Origin of the sequence: Nonomuraea sp. B12E4 (assembly GCF_039871825.1) — a bacterium.
In the GTDB taxonomy this organism is placed as follows: Bacteria; Actinomycetota; Actinomycetes; order Streptosporangiales; family Streptosporangiaceae; genus Nonomuraea.
The window spans coordinates 18380-42424 of the sequence record NZ_JBDPME010000040.1 but is presented as its reverse complement, the minus strand read 5'-3'; the positions used below and the strand labels follow the sequence as shown (position 1 = coordinate 42424).

The 24045-nt window shown below is 71.1% G+C and carries 18 protein-coding genes and 1 pseudogene; 11 read left to right on the top strand and 8 right to left on the bottom strand.

The features are described from left to right. Position 1: 1 nt before the first annotated feature. The 3 genes from ABGB18_RS44935 to ABGB18_RS44925 all read left to right on the top strand — a co-directional run bounded on the left by ABGB18_RS44935 (position 2) and on the right by ABGB18_RS44925 (position 3296). Positions 2-1336, top strand: a complete 1335-nt coding sequence (locus ABGB18_RS44935) for an AarF/UbiB family protein (RefSeq protein WP_347701832.1) — start codon at positions 2-4, stop codon at positions 1334-1336. Positions 1337-2428: 1092 nt separating this feature from the next. Next, a complete protein-coding gene (locus ABGB18_RS44930) occupies positions 2429-3004 on the top strand; it encodes an IS607 family transposase (RefSeq protein WP_347701831.1) in 576 nt (191 codons plus the stop codon). Next, complete coding sequence (locus ABGB18_RS44925; RefSeq protein ID WP_347701830.1) at positions 2997-3296, top strand: hypothetical protein; 300 nt, start codon at positions 2997-2999, stop codon at positions 3294-3296. The genes ABGB18_RS44930 and ABGB18_RS44925 overlap by 8 nt, the downstream gene beginning before the upstream one ends. Here ABGB18_RS44925 and ABGB18_RS44920 read toward each other — a convergent pair. Further along, positions 3264-3923 carry a TetR/AcrR family transcriptional regulator gene (locus tag ABGB18_RS44920; protein ID WP_347701829.1) on the bottom strand — a complete coding sequence of 220 codons (660 nt, stop codon included), beginning with the start codon at positions 3921-3923 and terminating at the stop codon, positions 3264-3266. The two genes, ABGB18_RS44925 and ABGB18_RS44920, sit on opposite strands and share 33 nt — an antisense overlap. An 80-nt stretch (positions 3924-4003) precedes the next feature. Here ABGB18_RS44920 and ABGB18_RS44915 point away from each other — a divergent pair, with 80 nt between their 5' ends. Continuing rightward, complete coding sequence (locus tag ABGB18_RS44915) at positions 4004-4603, top strand: hypothetical protein (protein WP_347701828.1); 600 nt, start codon at positions 4004-4006, stop codon at positions 4601-4603. A gap of 553 nt (positions 4604-5156) precedes the next feature. Here ABGB18_RS44915 and ABGB18_RS44910 read toward each other — a convergent pair. From ABGB18_RS44910 to tesB, 3 genes are all read right to left on the bottom strand, one after another. Then, positions 5157-5426, bottom strand: coding sequence for a WhiB family transcriptional regulator (locus tag ABGB18_RS44910; protein ID WP_347701827.1), 270 nt, complete (start codon positions 5424-5426; stop codon positions 5157-5159). Positions 5427-5551: 125 nt separating this feature from the next. Next, positions 5552-5806 carry a hypothetical protein gene (locus ABGB18_RS44905; protein WP_347701826.1) on the bottom strand — a complete coding sequence of 85 codons (255 nt, stop codon included), beginning with the start codon at positions 5804-5806 and terminating at the stop codon, positions 5552-5554. Between the two features lie 334 nt (positions 5807-6140). Beyond that, entirely contained in the window at positions 6141-7010 is an 870-nt protein-coding gene (gene tesB, locus ABGB18_RS44900) for an acyl-CoA thioesterase II (protein ID WP_347701825.1), read from the bottom strand. 455 nt (positions 7011-7465) lie between these two features. Between tesB and ABGB18_RS44895 the strand changes: the two are divergent. Further along, positions 7466-7555: pseudogene (locus ABGB18_RS44895) on the top strand (class I SAM-dependent methyltransferase); the annotation flags it as partial. Between the two features lie 54 nt (positions 7556-7609). Here the strand turns inward: ABGB18_RS44895 and ABGB18_RS44890 are convergent. After that, positions 7610-9655, bottom strand: a complete 2046-nt coding sequence (locus ABGB18_RS44890) for an ATP-dependent DNA helicase UvrD2 (protein ID WP_347701845.1) — start codon at positions 9653-9655, stop codon at positions 7610-7612. Positions 9656-9810: 155 nt separating this feature from the next. Here ABGB18_RS44890 and ABGB18_RS44885 point away from each other — a divergent pair, with 155 nt between their 5' ends. Both ABGB18_RS44885 and ABGB18_RS44880 read left to right on the top strand, forming a co-directional pair. After that, positions 9811-10713: an alpha/beta hydrolase gene (locus ABGB18_RS44885; protein WP_347701824.1), complete on the top strand. Its 903-nt coding sequence runs from the start codon at positions 9811-9813 to the stop codon at positions 10711-10713. A 70-nt stretch (positions 10714-10783) separates the two neighbouring features. Beyond that, complete coding sequence (locus tag ABGB18_RS44880; RefSeq protein ID WP_347701823.1) at positions 10784-11032, top strand: mycoredoxin; 249 nt, start codon at positions 10784-10786, stop codon at positions 11030-11032. Here ABGB18_RS44880 and nudC read toward each other — a convergent pair whose 3' ends face one another. Further along, a complete protein-coding gene (gene nudC, locus ABGB18_RS44875; RefSeq protein WP_347701822.1) occupies positions 11033-12007 on the bottom strand; it encodes an NAD(+) diphosphatase in 975 nt (324 codons plus the stop codon). A 151-nt stretch (positions 12008-12158) separates the two neighbouring features. On the opposite strand from nudC, the gene ABGB18_RS44870 reads away from it, so the two are divergent. The 4 genes from ABGB18_RS44870 to ABGB18_RS44855 are packed head-to-tail and all read left to right on the top strand — an operon-like array spanning position 12159 to position 17412. Further along, complete coding sequence (locus ABGB18_RS44870) at positions 12159-13295, top strand: siderophore biosynthesis protein (protein ID WP_347701821.1); 1137 nt, start codon at positions 12159-12161, stop codon at positions 13293-13295. Continuing rightward, positions 13292-14788, top strand: coding sequence for an IucA/IucC family protein (locus tag ABGB18_RS44865; protein ID WP_347701820.1), 1497 nt, complete (start codon positions 13292-13294; stop codon positions 14786-14788). Before ABGB18_RS44870 ends, ABGB18_RS44865 begins: the two co-directional genes overlap by 4 nt. Continuing rightward, entirely contained in the window at positions 14789-16345 is a 1557-nt protein-coding gene (locus ABGB18_RS44860; RefSeq protein ID WP_347701819.1) for an IucA/IucC family protein, read from the top strand. Next, on the top strand, positions 16342-17412 hold the full coding sequence (locus tag ABGB18_RS44855) for a type III PLP-dependent enzyme (RefSeq protein ID WP_347701818.1): 1071 nt from the start codon (positions 16342-16344) through the stop codon (positions 17410-17412). The genes ABGB18_RS44860 and ABGB18_RS44855 overlap by 4 nt, the downstream gene beginning before the upstream one ends. Here the strand turns inward: ABGB18_RS44855 and ABGB18_RS44850 are convergent. Together ABGB18_RS44850 and ABGB18_RS44845 are read right to left on the bottom strand one after the other, a co-directional pair. Next, positions 17372-20659 (bottom strand): UvrD-helicase domain-containing protein, encoded by a 3288-nt coding sequence (locus ABGB18_RS44850; RefSeq protein ID WP_347701817.1) that lies wholly within the window; start codon positions 20657-20659, stop codon positions 17372-17374. The genes ABGB18_RS44855 and ABGB18_RS44850 overlap by 41 nt on opposite strands. Continuing rightward, positions 20653-23775 (bottom strand): ATP-dependent DNA helicase, encoded by a 3123-nt coding sequence (locus tag ABGB18_RS44845; RefSeq protein ID WP_347701816.1) that lies wholly within the window; start codon positions 23773-23775, stop codon positions 20653-20655. Before ABGB18_RS44845 ends, ABGB18_RS44850 begins: the two co-directional genes overlap by 7 nt. Positions 23776-24045 lie beyond the last annotated feature (270 nt).

Below are 24045 nucleotides of genomic sequence, written 5' to 3'. Positions count from 1 at the left end.
TGTGAGCGATCTTCCGCGCCGGGCTGTCACACGCTCGGTGAAGCTGGCCACCCTTCCGCTCGGTTTCGCCGGCCGCGCCGCGCTGGGGCTGGGCAAGCGCATCGGCGGCAAGTCCGCCGAGATCGTGACGCAGGAGGTCCAGGAGCGCACCGCACAGCAGATCTTCAAGGTGCTCGGCGAACTCAAGGGCGGCGCGATGAAGGTCGGGCAGGCGTTGTCGATCTTCGAGGCGGCGCTGCCGCAGGAGATCGTCGGACCCTACCGCGCCACGCTCACCAAACTGCAGGACGCCGCTCCCCCGCTGCCTGTCTCCACGGTGCACAAGGTGCTCATGGAGCAACTGGGTGACGACTGGCGGGAAAACTTCCTGTCGTTCGACGACCAGCCGACGGCCGCCGCCTCGATCGGCCAGGTGCACCGGGCCGTGTGGCACGACGGCCGGGAAGTGGCCGTCAAGATCCAGTATCCGGGGGCGGGCAAGGCGCTGCTCGGCGACTTCGCCCAGCTCGCGCGGCTGGGCAAGCTGTTCGGCGCGCTGCTGCCGGGTCTGGACATGAAGGCGGTGCTGTCCGAGCTGCGCGAGCGGATCGCCGAGGAGCTCGACTACCTGCGTGAGGCCGAGGCGCAGCATGCTTTCGCCCTCGAGTTCGACGGCGACCCCGACTTCCACGTCCCTGACGTGGTCGCCGCCAACGAGATGGTGCTGGTGTCGGAGTGGATGGACGGCACCCCGTTGTCACGCATCATCGCCGAAGGCACCGAAGAGCAGCGCGACCGAGCCGGGCTCCTCTTCGTACGGTTCCTGTTCTCCTCGCCCGCACGGGTCGGGATGCTCCACGCCGACCCGCATCCCGGCAACTTCCGCATGTTGCCCGACGGCAAGCTCGGCGTCCTCGACTTCGGCGCCGTCAACCGCCTGCCCGACGGTTACCCCAAGGCGTTCGGGCAACTGATGCGCATCTTCAACGAGGGCGACATGGAGACCGTCATGACGGGCCTGCGCAGGGAGGGCTTCATCCGCGACGACATCGAGATCGACCCCGACGCCCTGCGCGCCTTTCTCGCCCCTTATGTGGAGCCGACGGCGGTGGAGGAGTTCACGTTCAGCCGGGAGTGGCTCCAGGCCCAGGTGGCCAGCGTCGCAGATCTCCGCCCCACCAATGTGGTGCGCCAGCTCAACCTGCCGGCGTCGTACGTGCTCATCCACCGGGTGCATGCGGCGGGCATCGGCGTGCTCTGCCAGTTAGGGACAACGGCCCGCTTCCGGGATGAGGTGATCCGCTGGGTTCCGGGTTTCGCCGACGACACCAACGGCGAACCTCTGGCCATCAGCTGACGGCAGCCGACTCCTTCGGGCCTGTTTCTCGCGGAATGTGACATTCGGGACCGTCGAGGCCAGGCGTAGGCGTGCCGAAGCCCGATGCGGGACTCCTTGACGATGGCAAATCTGGGAACGCGCATTACCTGGCGACTACTCTGTGTAATTATACGAGTGCAAGTCGTTACTCTCCTGAGAGGATCCCCATGCATCGATCCGCGAGCTTCCTCGCCGCCGTACTGGCTGCTGGAGGCCTTCTCGCCGCTGCTCCCGCCGCACACGCCGTCGTCGATCCAGCCGTCATCGCCGAGTGCCTGACCGCGAGCGTCGGTGAGGTCCCCCACCTCATAGACCCGTCGGCACCGGGAATTCCCACCGAGCTTCCCGCTTTCCACTGCCTCGCCCCCTGATCGATCTGCCCCTGATCGGCGCGCTCGTTGAGCGGCCTGCCCGTTGAGCGCCTGTGCATTGGGGCCCTGCTCGTTGAGCGCCTGTGCATTGAGGCCCTGCTCGTTGAGCGCCGCCCCCTGTGAGCACGTGCCGATTGAGCTCGTGCTGATTGAGCGCGCTGGGTCGTCGCGGCCGGGGTTCGTGCCGAGTGGGTTCCCATCCAGCGGGGTCGTGGGCACGGACCAGGCGTGCACGGCCGAGTGATCTCACAGGGCTGCTCGCCGGCCCTCCTTAAAGTTCCATCCCCTCCGCCGCCCCGCACAGGGCGTCGGGGAGGGCCGGTGAGCAGCGCTGTGTTCGGTTCGAGCTCGGGACCTCGTTCGAGACCGGAGTCGTGCTCAGGTTCGGCTCGGGCCGGGCTCGGCTCGGGCCGAGGAAGTGCTCGGGCTGCGGCGGCCGTCGAGTCCGGCGACGCCACGTTCGCGCCCAGGGCGGCTGACCTATCGAACGTTCTCGATGCCGGATGAATCGATTGCCGCTGCAGGAGAGCGAGTCGGCCGCTGACGGGTCGATGCGGAGTGGAGGCAACGTCGCAGAGCCGAGGTGATCGCTGGCCGGCGTTCTGCGGGCCGGCTTTGATGGGGTACTTACCTGTTCTCGAATAAGTGTCTATAAGTATCCATGAGTGTTCTTACATGTCACGAGTGCTGTACGGCGCGTATGAACCTGACGGAATGGGCACGCGCGCAGGGGATCGCCCCGCGTACTGCGTACCGCTGGTTCCGCGAGGGCACGCTGCCGGTCCCTGCGGAACGAGTGGGACCGCGCACGATCCTGGTGAACATCGACGCGAACACCTCACCCTCGGTGATCGGAGGCGTGGGCCTATATGCCCGCGTCTCCTCTCCCGACCAGAAGGACGATCTGGAGCGGCAGACCGCACGCTTGTCGGCGTGGGCCGCGAAGGCCGGTCACAAGGTCGTGCGGACAGAGTCCGAGATCGCCTCCGGGATGAACGGCGCCCGCACGCAGGCGCGTCGGCTGCTGGCCGACCCGACGGTGACCACCGTGGTGGTGGAGCACAAGGACCGCCTCGGCCGGATCAACGTCGAACTCGTCCAAGCGGCCCTGTCCGCGACCGGCCGCCGCCTGGTCGTCCTCGATGACGGCGAAGTCGATGACGACCTCGTGCGCGACATGGTGGAGGTCCTGACCTCGTTCTGCGCCCGCCTGTACGGCCGCCGCTCGGCGAAGCACCGCGCCGAGAAGGCCCTTGAGGCGGCAGCCGGTGAGTGAGCCGAAGAAAGAGCAACTCCGCACCATCGACGACCCGTTCGTTGCCCTCGGCCCGCCCGGCGTGGCGATACGCGACCGCCTCAAGCACCTCACCGACGGAGATGAGAAGGTGTTGCGCCTGGTCGGCGAGCACCTGGGCTCTCTGGCCTCCGGCGACCTTGCGGCCCGGTGCCGGGACGCAGGCGACCACGACAACGACACGTGGGCGGCCCGCAAGCAGGGCCTCACCGCCGCGTCGTCGTCCCGCTGGGCCGGAACATCACCAAAGCCACCCACGATCAGTGGGCGCTGAGGTGAGGCCGGAGAGGAGGGCGTGGACGCCGTCAGTTAGGACGCGTTCGCCTTCTTCGGGGGAGTTCAGGAACCAGCCGGGGAGGGGGGTGCGGAGGGAGCAGGTGAGTTCGACGCTGACCAGGCCGTGGATCGTGGTCCAGATCAGGTAGGCGGCGCGTGGTGGGTCGGTTGAGTGGATCAGGTTGGCCTGTGCGGCTGCTGCGGCGGCCTGGGTGAGAAGGTCGAAGGTCAGGCCGAGGGCGGCGTTGCGGAGTTGGGGGGAAGGGTCGAAGTCGGGTAGAGGGCGTTCGAACATCAGGGCGTAGAGAGCGGGGTCGGAGAGGGCGAACGCTCGGTAGCCGTGGGCCACCGCCATGATCTGGGCGAGAGGGTCCGGGTGGGCGGCCAGTGACTTGGTCATCGAGTCATGGAGGATGTGGACGCCGTGCTCGTAGACGGCCTCCAGGAGGCCGACTCGGCTGCCGAAACAGGTGTAGATGCCCATGGTGGAGGTGCCGGCCGTGTCGGCGACCCGGCGGAGGGTCAGGTGGAGTGCGCCCTGTTCGCGGAGAACCTGAAGGGCCGCGTCGAGGAGGTTGTGGCGCAGCGCGCCGAGTTCTTTCGGGATGCTTACGTCTCTCGGCACGGCCTCACTTTATCGGGTGATAACGCGCATCATAACGAGCGTTATCTCACTCTCAATCGTCGAGAGAAGGGGCTCATGACATGCGCGTCTTTCGGGTCACGGCGGCGGCCGGGTTCGTCTGTGCCGCGTTGCTCGTGGTCAACTCCGCCCGTCGCGCCGGCTTTCTGCCGGAGAACGCCCTCACGCACGCCATCGCGCCGTTGGGGGCGCTGACGGGGTTGCTCGCGATCACCGGTATCTACCTGCTCATCCGGGGCACGGCAGGCAGCCTCGGACTCATCGGGTACGTGCTCAACTCGGCCGGGCTGGCCGGGGCCTTCGCGATCGAGTACATCCTGCACTTCGTCTTTCCCTACCTGGGTGGGGGCACCGTCAGCGGGCTGCTTGCCGGGGAGACCGGGCGGGCGTTCCTGGTCACGTCGGTCGTTCTGCTGGTGGGGGTGCTGACGTTCAGCGCCGCTGCGGTTCGGAGCAAGGTCATGCCCGTGGCGGGTGTCGTGCTCTACGCCGTGGGGATGGTTCCCGGGTCGTTGCGGAACGTGGTGCCGGTGCCGGTGTACCTGATCGGGCTGGTCCTGGCGGCAGCGGGGGTCCTCTGGATGGCGACGCGGGTCTGGGGGGCCGAGCAGGAAGCGGGTGTTTCGGCGGCTCGGCGGGGTGTTGGGCCTACCGCCGCCTGAGCAGGCCCGCCACTGCGTGCCGCGCTGCCGCTTGAGCAGGCCCGCCAATGCATGCCGCGCTGCTGCCTGAGCAGGCCCGCCGCTACTGACTGCTGCGCTACTGGCTGCTGCGCTACTGGCTGAGCAGGTGGCCGAGCGGAGCGACGTAGGGCCCAGCACCGCCGGGCGGAGCGACTCAGGACCAAGCGTTGGCTGAGCGGATCTCGTTCTGCCGGGGGAAGGGGGCAGGCGTGCAGGAGGCGTTCGTGTTGGGGGAAAGGGAGAGCCGGGCGCTTGGGTGCGCCCGGCTCTGCGTTGTTTTTGCGGTGGTGGCGGGGATCCGGGTTAGATCTGGTGGATCAGGGCCCGGTGGAGGCGATCGGTTGCCCGCCTGACCTGGCGCCGCGCCCTTGCCACGCGTGAGACGCGCAGGAGGAGGCGTTGCTCCTCCGCCTCTCGATGGAGGGTTTGTATTCGGTCATTAACCAGGTCATGGATGAGAGTAGGCATCGTGAGGCTCCTCGTCGGGTGGTTGCTCATTGGCCTTCGCTTTCTTGCTCGTAGGTGCGGATGATCAGGCAGCGACCGGGTGCTTGCGGGGACGCCCGCGCGGACGCTTGCGGGGAACGATGGTTCCCCTGAGGATCAGTTCGCCGCCCCAGACGCCCCACGGCTCCTCGCGCTCAAGCGCGCGGGCCAGGCAGGCCTCCTGGATCGGGCAGCCGCCGCAGAGTGCCTTGGCGAACTCGACGTCCTCCGGCGACTCGGCGAACCACAGGTCAGGGTCGGTACGACAGGGGATCTTGGCTTCGTCGATCAGGTCCATGATCGTCTTCGCCCCCATCTGTTTTCTCCTTTTGATCGATCTTTTGATCTTGGTCGGACACCTCGGAGGTGGTCGGGGATCACGGACAAACAAAGAGGCCGCGGATCCTGTCTGCGGATCCGCGGCCTGGGGGCTGTTGCCGGTCAGGTTATGACCGGTGCATCCCTCCAGGGTTGCGGACCGCACAGTCCACCCTTGGTGAGCTGGTTGGCCGGCAGTTCGATACGTCCTCCGAAGACAGGAGCGCCTTGCGGGCCGAAGTGGGCTCGTGCATAGGCGGCGGCCTGGCTGCGGGCAGACTTCTCCTGCCGCGGCTTGGCCGGGCCATCGACGAGCCTCACCGAGTCACGGCATGCGGAAGCGAGCCACTGGGCGGCCGTCATCTTGATGCTGATCACCGGGACTCACCTCCACTCTTTGGACCGTCGGAACAGGAGTGTCCGACTTGCTTGACCATGACCCTAACCGGGAACTCTGGAAGGGGCAACACATTTTCTACCTGCGACTTTGTTATAGCAGGCAGGGTTCTTCAAATCGATCTGAGGGCCGGATCCGAGCCTTCGGTGGACCGGATTCGGGCCGGGTGGGGCGGCATGGGTCTGGGGCATCGGGCCGAGCGTTGGGCCTGCCTTCGGCGTCTCGATGCGGAGTCTACGAAGGCGGGGCCTGCGGGTGCGGGGTTGGGGTTGCTGATTGGTCTGCGGGGGCGCCGTTGGGGTGGGGCTGGTGTGGCTACTTCGTTACGCGGATCATGGCCTCTTGGACCACGGAGACCACGAGGTCGCCGGAGGCGGTGAACATCTCGCCCCGCGCGAGCCCTCGCGCCCCGCCGGACCAGGGGGACTCATGCGCGTACAGCAGCCAGTCGTCGGCCCTGAACGGGCGGTGGAACCACATGGCGTGGTCCAGGGAGGCGCCCATGATGTTCGAGGCGCCCCAGGCCATGCCGTGCGCCAGCAGAATCGTGTCGACCAGCGTGAAGTCCGACGCGTACGCGGCCAGCACCACGTGCAGCAGCGGGTCGTCGGGCAGTTCGGCGTCGTAGCGGAACCACACGTTCGTCTCCGCGCTGCGCAGCTCCGGGTTCTGGTACGCCTCCCAGGTGAGGGGCGAGGCGTACCGGGCCTCCACCGGGCGCGGACGTGACAGCCACTCCCGCAGGTCCGGGTTGTCACCGACGAGCTCGTACATCCTGTCCTGGAACGTGGGGAGCGTCTCGGGGTCCGGCACGACGGGCATCACGGAGGCCTGGTGCGCCACACCCTCCTCCTCGACGTGGAACGACGCGGACATCGTGAAGATCGCCTTGCCGTGCTGGACCGCGACGATGCGGCGGGTGGTGAACGAGCGGCCGTCACGCAGGCGCTCCACGTTGTAGACGATCGGGACGGAGGGGTCGCCCGGGCGGATGAAGTAGGCGTGCAGGGAGTGGACGTTGCGGTCGCCGGGCACCGTACGGCCGGCCGCGACGAGGGCCTGGGCCGCCACCTGGCCGCCGAAGACGCGTTGGATGCGCTCTTCCGGGCTCCTGCCACGGAAGATGTCGAGCTCGATCTGCTCCAGGTCGAGCAGGTCCAGCAACTCCTTCAGCGCCTCGTTCACGTGTCTGTCCCCCTCGTATGGTCCGGTATCTGGGACAAGTGTGACGTGCTTTGCGCACACCCACCAAGACGGGTGGTTGCTCCACCGAAATGGGGTTGTCGCCAGAGCCGTTGGTTGCGGGCGCCGCGGGGTTCCCGGGTGGCGCTGGTCACAGGAGTGGGTCGGCCAGTTCCTCCAGGAGTGCGGTGGACCCGCGGGCCTGGCCGGGGTCGCCGATGGCGCGGCCGATCATCGGGGCGATGTCGCGGGTTGTCGACGTTTCCCCAGCCGGTGCAACTGTCCGCCATGCGGGTGAAAGGTCACATCGCCACAGAAGCATCGTTGGCGACGAGAGCGAGGGTTGAGCGACGAGGCGGAGATGGGTCACTCGGCTCGCCGGAGGGTGGCGAAGGCGGCGCTGGGGATGGTGATGGTGAGGACGCGCGAGAGTCTCGGGGACGACCGGCCTGCTCGACGTGGTGGGTGCCGGTTGCTCGCAGGCGGTTCTGCTTGCCGCCGGACTGGGCACGCGTGCTCTGCGGCTGCCGTGGCCGGGCGGTGTGAGGCTGTTCGACCTTCCCGAGGTTCGGGGAGGCGGTGCCGGCGCGTGCGCGCGTGCGTCAGATCTCGCCGCCCTGGCAGAGGGTGAGGACGGCCTCGCCGTAGCGGTCGGTCTTGATGCGGCCGATGCCGGGGATCGACAGGAGCTCCTGCTCCGTCGCCGGGGCGCGCTCAGCGATCGCCTGCAGGGTCACGTCCGTGAAGACGACATACGGGGGGATCTTGGCTTCCTTCGCGGTCGCCGTGCGCCAGGCCCTGAGGCGCTCCAGCAGGGCCTCGTCGTAGTCGGCGGGGCAGGTGGTGCAGCGGCCGAGCTTCTGTTCGGCGGCGGCCACCAGGGTCTTCGCGCACACGCGGCAGCTCACCGGGGCCGCCACCGGGCGGCGCTCGCGGGCCGCCGGGGCCAGGCGGGGCGGGGCGGAGGTCCGGCCGGTCAGGCCGTCCAGGAAGCGGGAGGGGCGGCGGGACTTGCGGCCGCCCGGGGCGCGGGCCAGCGCCCAGGACAGGGAGAGGTGCTCCCGCGCCCTGGTGACGCCCACGTAGAGGAGACGGCGCTCTTCCTCGATCTGGTCCGGGGTCTCGGCGTAGATGATGGGAAGCATGCCGTCGGTCAGGCCCACCAGGAAGACGGCGTCCCATTCCAGGCCCTTGGCCGCGTGGAGGGAAGCGAGGGTGACGCCCTCCACCGGCGGGGCGTGCTGCTCGGTGGCCCGGCGTTCGAGCTCGGCCACGTACGCCGGCAGGTCGGCGCCCTCCGCGGCCATGTCCTCCGCCAGGTCCGCCAGGGCCTTGAGCGACTCCCACTTCTCCCTGGCCTTGCCCCCGCCTCCGGGTGGGGTGGGGGTCAGGCCGAGGCCGGCGAGGATGTGGTGGGCCTCCGAGGCCAGCGGCTCGCCGGCGGACGAGCGGGCGGCGCCGCGCAGCAGGACGACCGCCTGGCGCACCTCCGGGCGGTCGAAGAAGCGCTCGGCGCCGCGCAGCACGTAAGGGATCTCGGCCTTGGACAGGGCCTCCTCATAGGACTCCGACTGGGAGTTGACCCGGAACAGGATCGCTATCTCGCGGGACGGGACGCCCTTGTCCAGGAGCTTCCTGATCGTGCGGGCCACCCCGGCGGCCTCGGCGGGCTCGTCGTCGTAGTCGGTGAAGACCGGCTTCGGCCCTTCCGGGCGCTGGGCCACCAGCTCCAGGCGGTGCGGGGACTTGCCCTTGGCGATGACGAGGTTGGCCAGGTCGACCACCTGGGGGGTCGAGCGGTAGTCGCGGACGAGCTTGATGACGGCGGCCTGCGGGTGCTCCACACCGAAGCTCGTCAGGTAGCGGGGGCTGGCGCCGGTGAAGGAGTAGATCGTCTGGTTGGGATCGCCGACCACGCAGATGTCGTCGCGGCCGCCGAGCCAGGTGTCGAGCAGGAGCTTCTGCAGCGGGTTGACGTCCTGGTATTCGTCGACCACGAAATAGCGGTATTGCTGCCGGATCTGCGCCGCCACCTCCTGGTGCTCGGTCATCACGGCCGCGGTCAGCTCAAGGATGGTCTCGAAGTCGACCAGGTGGCGCTCACGCCGGAGCTGCTCGTACGCGTCGTAGAGGCGGGCCACCTCCTCCGGGGCCACGGGGGGCGTGCGGTGGTATTTCGCGGCCGCCTCCACGTAGTCGTCCGGGCCGATCTGGGTGACCTTGGCCCATTCCACCTCGGCCGCGATGTCCCGCAACTCGGACCGATCGTGATTTTTCCGGAGCCGGCGGCTGGCCTCCCCGAGGACCGGCAGCTTCGACTCGATGACCGACGGCGCCTCCCCGCCGATGACCCGCGGCCAGAAATAGGTGAGCTGGCGCAGCGCCGCCGCGTGGAACGTGCGGGCCTGCACCCCGGGAGCGCCGAGCGCCCGCAGCCGCTGGCGCAGCTCCCCCGCCGCCCGGGTGGTGAAGGTCACAGCCAGCACGCTCGTCGGGTCGACGACGCCGCTGCGGACCGCGTACGCGATGCGGTGGGTGATCGCCCTGGTCTTGCCCGTCCCCGCGCCGGCCAGCACGCACACCGGCCCGCGCACGGACTCGGCCACGGCCCGCTGCTCGGGGTCGAGCCCGGTCAGGACGTCGTCCACACTGTTCACCGCTACATCCTCCCAGCCGCTGGCGTCCCAGCACTTTATTCTCGCAACACAGGGACCGGCGTATCTTCATGGCGTTCGAGATGCGAAGAACTGGTCTCTTCCCCCACAATGGGGCCCGACCATCGTGCTTGGGGGAAAGGAAAGCCGTGCGAACAGCGGTTTCCGCGAGCGTGCTGGCGCTCGCCGCCGTCGTGCTCACACCGGTTGCGGCGACGGCGGCCAAGGAGCCCACACCGGCTCCCTATGTGCACAATCTGCTCGACCCCAACGGGCTCGGCGGGTTCTCCATGGAGACCGTCTCGTACGGCACCAACAAGCGCCAGGCCATGGACGTCTGGTGGACCCCCGACGGGCAGGAGCGGCCGGGGGTCTTCCTGATCCACGGCGGCTGGTGGTCCGGCGGCGACAAGAAGTACATGAAGGAGATCACCCGCGGCTACGCCAACCTCGGCTACACGGTCTTCAACCTCAACTACCGCCTGTCCGGCGACGCGGCCTGGCCCGCGCAGCGCACCGACGCCCTGGCCGCCATCGCCATGGCCCGCAAGAACGCCGCCAGGTGGGCGTTCGACCCGGACAACTACGTGGTGGTCGGGTTCTCCGCCGGGGGGCACATCGCCGCGTCCGTGGCCACCTACGGCGACGGGATCAACGGCCTGAAGGGCGTCGTGGGGCTGTCGCCGATCATTTCGCCGCTGCAGGCGTACACCGAGGGCGCCACCTCCTCCGACCGCGACAAGCGCAAGCTCCGCGCCGCCGCCATCAAGCTGGCCGGCGGCTGCTCGCCCAAGGGCAAGTGCTCGCGGGTGTGGGCCAGCATGGAGGTGGCCTGGCACGCCAGCCGCAACGACGCGCCGATGCTGACGGTGCACTCGAAGGACGAGTTCGTGCCGCCGGCGCAGAGCCTGCTCCTCAAGAAGATGCTGGGCCAGGTGGGCGTCCCCGTGACGGTGTTCACCCAGCCGGGCACCAACCACAGCAACCCTCTCTACCGCGAGCCCGGCGTGGCCGAGAAGGTGCAGTCCTGGATCGCCCAGCGCCTGGCTTGAGGGATTAACCACGGGGCCGCCGTTGTTGCACGTGGCGCATGTTCGCCTGATCTCGGAGGGATTTTCCAACATGGCGCTCACGGTCTACAGCACCACGTGGTGCGGTCCCTGCAAGCGGCTCAAGTCGCAGCTGACCCGCGAGGGCATCAGCTTCGATGTGATCGACATCGAGCAGGACCCCGCGGCCGCCGAATTCGTGATGAGCGTCAACAACGGCAACCAGGTGGTGCCGACCGTGGTGATCGAGACCCCCAGCGGGCGGATCGTGCGTACGAACCCGTCCGCCCGCGAGGTCAAGGAACTGCTCGAAGCCGCCTGATCACCAGTCGCCGGTGAGCTCGCCGCCATACCACGTCTCGATGAGGCGGCGGGCTATCGACACCGGCGGCGGCAGGCGCAGGTCGCCCGACTCCAGCGCCGCGGCGAGCTCCTCCCGGGAATACCACCGCGCCTCGGCGATCTCCTCGGCGTCGGGCGTCAGCGTGGTCGTGGTGGCCTCGGCGAAGAAGCCGAGCATCAGGCTGCGCGGAAACGGCCAGGGCTGGCTGCCGAGATAGCGGGGGTTGACGGCGGTGACGCCGACCTCCTCCGCAACCTCGCGCACCACGGCGTATTCGAGCGACTCCCCCGGCTCCACGAACCCGGCCAGGATCGACAGCCGCCCCTCCGGCCAGTGCGGGCCGCGGGCCAGCAGGCAGCGGTCGTCCTCGTCGCGGATCAGCATGATCACCGCGGGGTCGACGCGGGGGAAGTGCTGACTGTTGTCACGCGGGCAGACGCGGACGTGGCCGCCGGCCACGATCTCGGTGCGGCTGCCGCAGCGCGGGCAGTATTCGTGCGTCGTGTGCCAGGCCTCCAGCGCCACGGCGTAGACCAGCAGCCCCGCGTCGCGGTCGCCGAGCAGGCCGCCGACCTGACGGAGCCCGGCCGCGACCGGCTCGCCCTCGGGCGTGTCGCGCAGGCTCATCGGGACCGTCACTCGGCCGTTGAGGTCGCCCTTGGGGGTGTCGGGCAGCGGCGCGGCGACCGCGAAGTAGACCACGCCGGCCTCGACGCCCAGCAGGTAGCGGGGGCCCGGCGGCGCGTCTGACGGGGTGAACAGCACCGCCTGCACCTCATCGCCCACCCGGCGCACCAGCGTGTGGCCGTCGTCGATCACCAACACCCTGGTCGTGGGATCGGACCATGCCTGCTCCAGCCACCCGCTGTCGGTGCGCAGCGCCGAGGATCTGTCGATCGTGCCGCGCGCCAGCAGCAGTGGGCCGATGAGTTGCTCTTCAGCGGCGGTCTCCACTGGTCGCCCCCTCCTCAAGTCCGATGACATCCTATGACCTCGCAGTTAGCCGCCGATTACGGTATCCGGGCCCCATGGTGATCTCTCTGAGGCTAAGATCAACGAGTTAGGTTAGCCTTACCTGATTGTTTCTCCGGGGGGTGCCTTCGCTGTGCGGCTCTACCTGACGGCGCTCAAGCCGACCGACTCCGTGACGGACGGCTTCCTGCCGGCGGCTCGCGCGCTGGGGTGCGAGGTGACCATCCTGACCGATCGCCCGGAGCGGCATCCGCACGCGGTGGGGTGCGACGTGCGCGACCCGCGGGCCCTGATCGACACGATCGAAGGGCTCGGCCGGCCGGACGCGATCTTCTCCAACTCCGACCACCTACAGGTGGAGACCGCACTGGCGGCCTCGTACTTCGGGTTGCCGGGCAAGGACTGGCGGGCCTGCGCGGCCGCCAAGAACAAGTTCCTGATGCGTCGCGGGCTCCTTCTGGCGGGGGTGGAACAGGTCTTCACGGTACGGCTCGGGCCTGGCGATCCGGTGCCGGCGCGGGTGCCGTACCCGGTGGTGCTGAAACCCCGCGAAGGGGTGGCCAGCGAGGACGTCATGCTGGTCGAGCGGGATCTCGCGGGCGCCGTGGCCGAGGTCAGGCGGCGGCGGCCGGGCGAGGCGCTGGTCGTGGAGGAGTATCTCGAAGGGGCGCTGCGCACGCTGGAGACCCTGGGGGACGCGGGTGGGGTGCGGGTGCTCGGGGGGTTCGAGACGACCCTGGGGCCACTGCCGTACTTCGTCGAGGAGCGGCTGGACTGGGCGCCCGGCGGGCCGCACGAGCACGTGCTGGGGGCCCTGCGGGCGCTGGGGGTGGGGTTCGGGGCCTGCCACACCGAGTACGTGGTCACCGCCGGCGGCCCCCGCGTCGTCGAGGTGAACTACCGGGTGATCGGGGATCACTGCGACTTCCTGCTGCAGGAACTGCTCGGGGTGCCGCTGTTCGAGTGGATCCTGCGGGCGCATCTCGGAGATTCCATACCCCCCGTCCCGGCACCGTCCGGGCACGGGAGCGCGGTCAGCCTCGTCGCGGACCGGCCGGGCACGGTCAAGGCGGCGCCGGGGCACGAGACCGTCGTCGACGGTGACGTGCGGCTGTGGCACCGGCCGCTGCGCGGCGTGGGCGACGTGGTCTCGATCACCCACACGAACCGGGACTACCTGGGCGTCGTACGGGCCGTGGGGCCCGACCGGGGACGGGTGGACGCGGCCATCGAGGACTACCGCGCCACCCGGCCCTGGGTGGTCGAATGAGCGGCCGGGAGACCTATCTGGCGGCCCGGGTGCTGGACGCCCTGATGCGCGAGGACTACGGCGGGCTGGCCGCGCGGATCACCAGGACCAGGGACGGCGTGGGACTGCCGCTGGCGGACGGTCGGTGGGTACGGCTCGCGCCGGGGACGCTGTTCCAGGACTTCGTGGTCGCGCAGGGCGAGCTGCTCGGGCTGGAGCAGGTGCTGGAGACGCTGGCCGAGGTGGCGGACCCGGCCGACGCCGCCGGGGTGGCCGCCTTCTTCGAGGAGTGCCTGGCGGCGCTGACGGCCCTGGAGCTGCACGACTCGCGGGCGGGCGAGGTGCTCGGCCGGGGGCCCTCCTTCGAGACGCTGGCCGCGTTCCTGGACCATCCGGTCTACCCGACCTCCCGGGCGCGGATCGGACTGTCGGAGGAGGACTTGCTGGCCTACGCGCCCGAGTTCGCGCCCACGTTCCGGTTGCGCTGGGCGGCGGTGCCCCGGCGGGCGCTCGCACCCGGCTCCGCCACGCTTCCGGCCGGCGTGGCGCCCGACGTGCCGGCCGATTGGGCGGTCGGGGACGACGAGGTGCTGTTCCCCGTGCATCCGCTGGCCGTGGCCGAGGTCGAGAAGATCGACGGGGTACGGGTGCCGGCAGAGGCCGCGGTCGCCGTGCGGCCCACCCTGTCCATGCGCACCGTCGAGGTCGCGCCCCGCCTCCATCTGAAGCTGCCGCTGCCGATCAGCACGCTGGGAGCCCGCAACCGGCGCTCGATCAAACCGGGGACGCTGGCCGACGGGGCCAGGGCCGAGTTGCTGCTGCGCGAGCTGGCCGATCCGGACGTGCTGCTCGCCGACGAGCAGACCTACGCGCAGGCCGGGCACGAGTTCCTGGGCTGGATGGTCCGGCGGCTGCCCGCGGGGCGGATCGTGCCGGTCGCCGCGCTCAACGCCCCCGGGGTGCTCGACGAGCTGGGCGACGTGCTGCCCGGCTACCTGCGGCTGCTGCTGCGCTGGAACGTACGGCTCTTCGTGCGTTACGGCGTGGCGCTGGAGGCGCACCAGCAGAACCTCGCCCTGGTCTTCGCCGGGGACCGCATGCGGCTGCTGGTCAAGGACAACGACGGGCTGCTGGCCTCCCCGTCGCGACTGGCCGCCGCCGGGGTCGCGGTGCCGGACTTCGCCGACCCGCGGATGCTGAACGACGACCCGCACGCGCTGGCCGACGTGTTCGTCACGATCACGCTGCACCTGGCCGCGGCCTCGGTCGTGTTCGGGGCTCTGCCACCGGCCAGGGCGGCGGCGCTGCTGCGGGACACGCTCGCCGAGGCACTCGACGAGTACGGCGACGACCCCATGGCCCGGCTGCTGCGGGCCAGGACGCTCGACGCCGCCAGGCTGACCGGCAAGTCGATGATCACCGCGGGGACCCTCGTGGCCAAGGAACGCACCGGCGCGCGCGACGTCAACAAGTTCTACGGCACCAGCGGGCCCAACTACCTGAGGAGGGCTTGAATGCCTGGACTGGCCATCGACACGCCCGCCGCCGTGGCCGAGGAGGCGACGCTGGCGGCCCTGCTGCGCTGCTGCGTGCGGGAGGTGGCCGGGCCGCGCGGGCTGGTCTGGCCGGCGCCGCCGTACCTGCTGCTGCGGGTGGCGGGGGTGCTGTTGCGAGCGCGTACGCGCGGCGGCGCGGCACTGCGTTTCGACGGCCCGCCGGAGCGGCTCGAAGACGGCGCCTGGCGCCCGCTGACGACCGAGGAGCTGATCGGGCTGGTCGAGTCCGATCTGGGGGAACCCGGCCTGAGGGAACCCGCGGGGCACAACGCGGAGTTCGCCGGGCAGGTGGCGGCCAGCAGGGACGCGGTGGCCGCGATCCTGGCAGCCCGCGCCGGTCAGGACCCACCGGACGATCCGTGGCTGGCCTCCGAGCAGGCGCTCGTGTTCGGGCATCCGTTCCATCCCAGCCCCAAGGCGCGCGGCGGAGAGGGCTGGCTGCGGTACGCGCCCGAGGCGCACGCCGAATTCCCCGTCCGGCTGCTCGGCGTGCGGGACGACGTGGTCGCGGCGGGCGGGGACGTGTCGGCGCTGGACGCGCTGGGGGACGCGCCCGCCGGGTATCGGGTGCTGCCCGCGCATCCCTGGCAGCTCGAACTGCTGCGGCCCGCCTTCGGGGCCGAACTGGTCGATCTGGGGCCGGGGCCGGTCGCGGTGCCGACCTCGTCCGTACGGACGGTCTACGTGCCGGCGGCGGAGGCGTGCCTGAAGTTCTCCCTGGACGTACGGATCACGAACTGCCTGCGGAAGAACGCCTGGTACGAGCTGGCCGGGGCGGTGGAGCTCACCGCACGGCTGGAGCCGATCTTCGAGAAGGTGGCGGGCGGTCACCCCGCCACCCGCTGGCTGCCCGAGCCCGGCTACCGCACGGCCGCCCTCGGCCGCAGGCTGCACGAGGGCCTCGGGGTGATCGTGAGGCGGAGCCCCTGGTCCGTCTGCGGGCCCGGCGTCACCCCGGTCCTGGCCGCCGCGCTCGCCTTGGACGCCCCGGCCGCGGAGCCGCTGGCCTGGTGGTCGGCGTACGTCACCGTGGTGGCCCTGCCGGTCCTGGAGCTGTATTTCGAGCACGGCGTCGTCCTGGAATGCCATCTGCAGAACGTCCTGGTCGGCCTGGACGCGGCCGGGCTGCCCGCGCGGGCCGTCTTCCGCGACCTGGAGGGCACCAAGCTCGTCGCGGACCGTCACGACCTCGACGGCCTGCACCCCGACGTGGCCCGGGCCCTCACCCACGACGCCGAGCGCGGCTGGGCCAGGGTGGTCTACTGCCTGCTGGTCAACCATCTCACCGAGATCGCCGCCACCCTCGCCGGCCCCGACGACGAGCTGCTGCGCGAGCTGTGGCGGATCGCCCGCGGCCTGATCTCCCGGCAGGCCGACGCGCTGGGCCGGCCGCCGTGGCTGCTGGACCTGCTGGCCGGGGCGCCGCTGCCGGCCAAGGCCAACCTGGGCGTGCGCTGGGCCAGGGCGGCCGACCGCGCCGCCGGTTACGTGCCGATCGCGAACCCGCTCGCATGATCAGCCCGCGTGTCCAGGACGCCGCCTCGCGCCTGCCCGGGGTGCCCGCCTACCTCTACGACCTGCCCGCGCTGGACGAGCACGCCGCGGCCGTGCGGCGGGCGATGGGGGCGACCGAGCTGTACTACGCCGTCAAGGCCAACCCGGACCCCGAGGTGCTACGGGTGCTGGCCGCGCACGTGGACGGGTGGGAGGTGTCGTCGCAGGGCGAGCACGCGCACGTCACGAGCTTGTTCCCGGGCACGCCGGTGGCGCTGGGCGGGCCCGGCAAGACCGACGCCGAGCTGCGCCTGCCGCACCACCGCATCCACGTCGAGTCCCCGAACGAGCTGCGCCGCCTGGTCGCCACCGGCCTGCCGGCCGACGTGCTGCTCCGGCTGAACCCGGATCTGCCCGTCGAGGGCGCGGCGCTGACGATGAGCGGGCCGTTCGGCATGGACGAGGACGGCGTGGCGGAGTGTCTGCCGCTGTTCACCGACCGGGTGCGGCTGCGCGGGCTGCACACCCACCTGGCCAGCGGGCTGGACGCGGGCCACCTGGTCGGGCTGGCGGGCGCGTTGCTGGACAACGACCACGAGGAGGTCAATCTGGGGGGCGGCATGGCGGTCTCGTACGCCGTGCCGGAGTCGAGGTTCGACTGGGCGGCGTACGGGGCCGGGCTGGCGGCGCTGCGGGGCGGGCGGCGGCTGAGGATCGAGCCGGGCCGGGCGCTGACCGCCTACTGCGGCTATTACGTCACCGAGGTCGTGGACGTGAAGCGGGTGCGCGGGCAGGCGTACGCGGTCCTCCTCGGCGGCACCCATCACCTGCGGACGCCCGTGACCAAGGGCCACGACCAGCCCTGCACCGTCCTGCCCACCGGCCGGGGCCAGGCTCTGGCCGACGAGCCGATCACGTTCGTCGGCCAGTTGTGCACCCCGAAAGACGTTTTCGCCCGAAATATCGTGACGACTGCCCGTGTCGGGGACACCGTGGTCTTCGAGATGGCCGGCGCCTACGCCTGGAACATCTCCCACCACGACTTCCTCATGCATCCGAAGCCGGCGTTCCACTATCTAGGAGCCTGACCCCTTCGATGAGCGCCACCAGGCCGTCGGCGTCGAGCAGGTCCACCGGGCGCACGGTCCGATTCGAGCGCACATAGTGGAAGGCCGCCCGGACCTTCTCCAGCGGCACGTCCGCCAGGTGCGACCAGGCCAGCCGGTAGGCCGCCAGTTGCACGGTGGCGGCCTTGGCGGCCCTGCCCCTGGGCGGGGTCCCGGTCTTCCAGTCGACCACCTCGTAGCCGCCCTCGGGCAGCTCGAACACGGCGTCCATCCGGCCGCGCACCAGCCGATCGGCGATCATGGTCTCGAACGGCACCTCGAGATCCACCGGCCGCCGGTCGGCCCACTCGCTCGCCTCGAACCGCTCCTGCAGCTCCGCCAGCCGGACGTCGGCCTCTTCGAGCTCGTCGTACAGCTCGATGTCGTCGATCAGCCGCTGCTGGTCCCAGCGCGTCTCGAGCCACTTGTGGAACGACGTGCCGCGGCGCGCCAGCGGCGCGGGCTTGACCGGGACGGGCCGGCGGATCCTGCGGGCCAGCTCGCGCGGGTCGGTGGCCAGCGTGACCAGTGACGACACGGTCAGCTTGGACGGCAGCTCGACGAGCGTGGCGGGCTTGCGGCGGTGCATCTCGCGCTCGCGCAGCAGCAGCTCGGTGTCGCGTTCCCAGGCCCGCAGACGTTCTGTCTCGTGTGCACGCAGCGGCTCCTGGGCCTCGTCGCCGCCACCCGCCGCGAGCGTGCCCGCCAGGGCGTCCTCGACCAGGCGGGCGCCGTCGAGCACGGACTCGTAACGCAGGCCCTCGGGCGTGACCGGCCAGCTCGCCTCGGCGGGCTCGGCGAGCAGCGGGTTGGTGGCGCCCTCCGCCAGGTCCCCGGCCCAGAACGCGACCCGGTCGGCGGTGTCGCGGATCTCCAGCAGGAAGTCGGACGGCTCCAGCGGCTTGGTGGCGGTGCCCCAGCGGTATCCGGAGGCGATCAGGTGGTAGTGGGCGCGGGTGACGGCCACGTAGGCCAGCCTGCGCTCCTCCATCAGGTCGCGGTCGCGGCAGTGCTCGTCGAACGCGGCCAGCTCCTCCTTGCTCAGCCCGCCCAGCCGGGGCAGGTCGGCGGCGTCGCCGCGCAGGACGTAGGGCAGCTTGCGGGGGTTTTCGGTCCAGCGGCTGTTCATGACCGGGGTGGCGGGGAACATGCTGCCCGTCGCGATCGTCCCCTTCGAGCTGACGAGCTGTGACAGGCCCGGCACGACCACGATCGGCCACTCCAGGCCCTTGGAGGCGTGCACGGTCATCAGCTTGACGCTGTTGCTCTCGCCCACCCGGCCCGCCTCCAGGCCGAACTCCTCGGTCTCCGCCGCCTGCAGGTAGGCCAGGAACGCCCCGAGCGTCGGGTCCTCCGCGTCGCCCGCGAACCGGGAGGCGGAGTCGAGGAACGCGTCGAGGTCGGCCCGCGCGGCGAACGCGCCCGCCGTGCCGCTGCGTGCGGCCACCTCGACGTCGAGGCTGAGCCTCCGCTCCACCTCGGTGATCAGGTCGGGCAGCGGCTGCGCGGTGTGGGCGCGAAGCTGGCGCAGCTCCTGGGCGAGCGCGACGAGCCTGGTGCGGGCCAGCGGCGAGAGCGTCGCCAGCCACTCCTCCCGGTCGGGCAGCTCGTCCAGGGCGTCGACCAGGCTGCCGCGCTCCCCGGCCATGTCGGCCACCACCTGGTCGAGCGGGTCCTGCTCGCGGTGGCTGTCGCTCAGCTCGCGGGCCAGCTCCCTGGCATGCTCCCCGAGCACCCGCAGGTCGGCCGGGCCGATCCGCCAGCGCGGCCCGGCCAGCAACCGGGCCAGCGCGTCGCCGGCCGTCGGGTCGTACAGGACGCGCAGGGTGGCCACGATGTCGTTGACCTCGGGCACCGTCAGCAGGCCGCCGAGCCCGACCACCTCGACCGGGATGTCCCGCGCTTCGAGCGCCCGGCGCAGCGCCGGGAACTGCGAGCGCTTCCTGGCCAGGATCGCCACGTCCTGGGGCTGGACGGCGAGCGTCTTCTTGCGCTCCTTCTCGCCCAACGGCATGCCGTCGGGGGCGACCTCCTGGCCGAGGATCTTCGCTATGCCGTCGGCGATCCACTCGGCCTCGTCGGCGGCGGTCTCGTGGAAGGCGCAGGTGACCCGGCCCCGCTCGACCCGGTTGGGGCCGGGGACCAGGACGGGGACCTCGCGGGCCTCCATGCGGAGCGGGAGCTGCACGCGGGCGGCGACGTCGAGGACGCGGTCACCGTTGCGGAAGCTGACGCTGAGCTGGCGGACCTCCGCCGGATCGCCGGCACTGGTCCGGAAATCTCGCGAGAAGCGCCGCAGGTTGCCGGCGGAGGCGCCGCGCCAGCCGTAGATCGACTGGCACGGGTCGCCGACGGCGGTGACCGGGTGGCCGCCGCCGTAGAGGGAGCGGAGCAGGACGAGCTGGGCGTGGCTGGTGTCCTGGTATTCGTCGAGCAGGACCACGGAGTAGCGCGAGCGTTCCATCTCGCCCACTTCCTTATGGTTCGCGGCGATCCTGGCGGCCAGCGACATCTGGTCGCCGTAGTCGATGACCTCGCGGCGGCGCTTGAGCCGCTCGTACGCCTCCACCAGCGGCAGCAACTGCTCCCTGGCCGCGTGGACGCTGAGCGGCCGGCCCTGGGCGGCCACCCGCCGGCCCGGCAGCAGGTCGTGACGCTCCCGCAGCCACTCCCCCACCCGGCGCACGTCGGCGGCGCCGCGCAGGTGCTCGGACAGCTCGCCGGCCAGCTCCAGCACGGCGGCCGTGACCGAGGGCGGCCCCAACTCGATCTTGTCCATCGGCCCGTCGTACATCGCGACCACCCGCGAGGCGAGCTGCCACGAGACGGCCGGGGTGACCAGGCGCATGGTCGGCTCCAGGCCCTCGCGCAGCGCGTGGTCGGTGACCAGGCGGGCGGCGTAGGCGTGGTAGGTGGACACCGTCGGCTCGTTGTCCAGCGCGCCCGGATCGGCCAGGCCCGCCTCCGCCAGGCCGTTGAGCCGCTCCCTGACCCGGGTGGCCAGCTCGGCGGCGGCCTTGCGGGTGAACGTCAGGCCCAGCACGTTTTCCGGCTTGACCAGGCCGTTGGCCACCAGCCAGACCACGCGCCCGGCCATGGTCTCGCTTTTGCCCGAGCCGGCGCCCGCCATGACGACCATCGGCTCCATCGGGGACTCGATGACCTCGGACTGCTCGCGGGTGGGGGGCAGGATGCCGAGCTTGCCGGCGAGCTCGGTCGGGGTCAGCACACCTGGCCCCCGTTGTCGTTGACCGGGCAGCTCACCCGGGCCGCGCAGGTGCGGCAGCCGTCGTTGACCTTGGCCTGGAAGAACGGGCCCGACATGCCGATCGCCACCGTGTCGACCAGGTCCTTGGCCCAGCCCGGGTCCTTGTCGTCGGCCAGCGCGCCCTGCGTCTGCTCCAGGGCGGCGTTCTTGCCCGCCGCCTTGCCGAGCTGCACCAGCGCGGCGCCGCCCGGCTCGGTCATGCCGTGCCGGGCGAAGGCCCCGAGCAGCGCGGCGAGCTGGTAGACGCCGAGTTGCGGATGGCGGTCGAGATCCCCGGCCCGGGGTTTGGCACCGCCCGTCTTGAGGTCGATGATCACCGCGCGGCCTTCCTCGTCGCGCTCCACCCGGTCGACCCGGCCCTTGATCTGCACGCCTTCCGAGACCATGGCGATGAACGACTCCTCCAGGGCCTTCAGCTCGCGCGGGTTTTCCTTCTGCCAGCGCAGGAACTTGCCGATCATCTGCTCGGCGACCTGGCGCTGCTTGCGGTTGTACCAGGTGCCGCCGAAGTCGAGGTCGCCCCAGATCCGGTCGAGGCGGTCGCCCAGCAGGTCCTCGCTGGGCAGGTCGGTGGCGGCCAGCACGGCCAGGGCGTGGATGATGTTGCCCAGGCCCTGCGCGGTGCTGGTGCCCGCGGCGCCGACGGCGGTCTCCAGGAGCCAGCGCAGGCCGCACTTGGTGAAGCTCTCGACCGCCGAGGGCGAGATGCTCACGATGTCGTCGGGCCAGCTCAGCGGGCGGTCGTCGGAGATGGGGGTCAGGGCGTACCAGTCGTTGGGGTGGGCGCCCTGGACGCCGGCGGCGGCCAGGCGGGCGAGCTGCCGCGCGGCCGTGCGCCGGACCTTCGCGGGCTTGGTGGGGTCGGTCACCGCGCTGCGGAGGTCAGCGACCAGGGCGGACATGTTCAGCCAGCGGGCCCGGTCGTCCACCGTGGCCGATTCCACCGCGCCCGGCATCAGCTCCGTCAGGAACCGGGACGGGCGCTCGTCGGTGTCCTCGCCGCCCACCGCGGTCACCACAAGCCTGCGCCTGGCCCTGGTGGCGGCCACGTAGAACAGCCTGCGCTCCTCGGCCAGCAGTTTGGAGGTCAGCGACGCGGCGCTCGGCTCCGCGCCCTCGACCACCTCGACGAGGTCCTCCACGCCCAGCATCGACCCGCGCAGGCGCAGGTCGGGCCAGACCCCCTCCTGCACGCCCGCGACCACGACGACGTCCCATTCGAGGCCCTTGGAGCGGTGGGCGGTCAGCACGCGTACGGCGTCGCCGTCGGGGGCCCGGTCGGCCAGCGTGTCGCCGGGGATCTCCTGGGCCGCGAGGTCGTCGATGAACACCTCCGGCCCCGCCTTGGGCATCCGGTCCACGAACCTGGCCGCGTGGTCGAACAGCGCCACCACGGCGTCGAGGTCGCGGTCGGCCTGGGCGCCCCTGGGGCCGCCCGCCAGGCTCAGGTCGGTCCAGCGCTGGGCCAGGCCGCTGCCGTGCCACACGGCCCACAGCAGGTCCTCCGCGGTGCCCTCGTCCTCCTGGACGGCCTCCCTGGCGGCCTGCAGCAGCCTGGCGACGCGTTCGGCGGGCAGGGCGACGTGCGGCTCGACGCGGGTGAGCTCGCGGGGGTCCCGCACGGCCGCGACGAGCAGCTCCCCGGACGAGCGGGCCTCGGCCGGGGACTCGGCGGCCTCGTTCTCGGCGATCTTGAGGGCGCGGCGGAGGCGGCGTACGCCGATCATGTCCGTGCCGCCGAGCGGGCCCGTCAGCAGCTCCTCGGCCACCCCCTCGTCGAGGTGGGCGGGATCGAGCGCCACCTTGAGCATCGTGAGCAGCGGCCGCACACCGGGCTCCTGGGCGATCGGCACCTCGTCGCCCGCGATCATCGTCGGCACACCGGCGTTGACCAGCGCCCGCCGCAGCAGCGGCACCTGCCGCCGGGCCGAGCGGACCAGCACCGCCATGCGGTGCCACGGCACCCCGTCGATCAGGTGGGCGCGGCGCAACGTGTCGGCGACGATGGCCGCCTCCTGGCTGGTGCTGTCGGCCAGCAGCACGCGCACCTCGCCCGCCTCGGTCTCCGGCAGCGCCACCAGGTCGCGGTGGCCGTGCTCGTGCCCGTAGACGTGGTCGGGCCTGGGCGCGACCGGCAGCCGGGCGGCCACCCGGCGGGAGGCCTCCAGCAGGGCTTCACCGCTCCTGCGGCACACCCGCAGCGAGAGCACGGGGGCCTCGCGGCCGTCGCGGGTGCGGAAGCGCTCCGGGAACTTCATGATGCCCTGCACGTCGGCGCCCCGGAAGCCGTAGATCGACTGGTCGGGGTCGCCCACCGCGACCAGGTCGCGCCCGTCGCCGGCGAGGTGGGCCAGCAGCAGCTCCTGCGCCGGGTCGGTGTCCTGGTATTCGTCCACGAACACCGCGTCGTGCGCGGCCCGCTCCCTGGCCCGCACCTCCGGCCTGGCCAGCAGCGCGGAGGCCGCCGCGACCAGCTCGGCGTAGTCGTAGGTCTCCTCCGGGGCGAGGTCGAACCGGTCCTGGTAGCGCTCGGAGAAGCGGCCGGCCGCCACCCAGTCGCTCCTGCCGTGCAGCCTGCCGAGCGCGACCAGGCGCTCGCCGTCGAGCCCGCGCTCGTTGGCCCTGGACAGGAAGTCGCGCAGCTCCTCGGCGAACCCGCGGGTCTTGAGCGGCTCGCGCAGCGACAGCGGCCAGTCGAGCGCGCCGTTCTCCAGCTCGCCGTGCAGCAGCCGGCGGATCTCCAGGAGTTGCTCCGGCCCGGTGAGCAGCCGGGGCGGGGGCCTGCCGTCGAGCACGGACTCGCGGCGCAGGAGCGCGTAGGCGTAGGAGTGGAAGGTCAGGGCCAGCGGGGTGCGGGTGGTGCGGCGCAGCCGGCCGGTGACGCGCTCGCGCAGCTCGCCCGCCGCCTTGCGGCTGAAGGTGAGGATGAGGACGCGCTCGGGGTCGAGGCCGCGGCGCTCGATCCGGTCGGCCACGCTCTCCACGATCGTGGTGGTCTTGCCGGTGCCCGGACCGGCGAGGACGAGGAGAGGGCCGCTCCGATGCTCGACCACGGCACGTTGGTGCTCATCCAGCACAGAGGGCTCAACTGGGCCGCCGCTGCCACGGCGCACCAACCGCCAGGTCTGACCACTCACAGCACTAGATTCCACCAGACCACAGGGGTAGATCGTGCCGACTTGCCCGGTCTCCCCACGAGATCCGCCTACGTTATCCGGCTAAATATCAGGATTCTTCGCGACACGCCGGGTGCGGTGTTCGCCATGAGCGTGGCCGCGACAGCCCTTTTAGCGCGATATATCTTGACATGAGAGGCACGCGATATATCGTGTTGATAAACGACCTGC

Coding starts and splice junctions, on each gene's coding strand:
- ABGB18_RS44930 (WP_347701831.1), top strand. CDS start 2,429: ATGAACCTGACGGAATGGGCACGCGCGCAGGGGATCGCCCCGCGTACT.
- ABGB18_RS44915 (WP_347701828.1), top strand. CDS start 4,004: ATGCGCGTCTTTCGGGTCACGGCGGCGGCCGGGTTCGTCTGTGCCGCG.
- ABGB18_RS44910 (WP_347701827.1), bottom strand. CDS start 5,426: ATGGGGGCGAAGACGATCATGGACCTGATCGACGAAGCCAAGATCCCC.
- ABGB18_RS44880 (WP_347701823.1), top strand. CDS start 10,784: ATGGCGCTCACGGTCTACAGCACCACGTGGTGCGGTCCCTGCAAGCGG.
- ABGB18_RS44865 (WP_347701820.1), top strand. CDS start 13,292: ATGAGCGGCCGGGAGACCTATCTGGCGGCCCGGGTGCTGGACGCCCTG.
- ABGB18_RS44860 (WP_347701819.1), top strand. CDS start 14,789: ATGCCTGGACTGGCCATCGACACGCCCGCCGCCGTGGCCGAGGAGGCG.
- ABGB18_RS44855 (WP_347701818.1), top strand. CDS start 16,342: ATGATCAGCCCGCGTGTCCAGGACGCCGCCTCGCGCCTGCCCGGGGTG.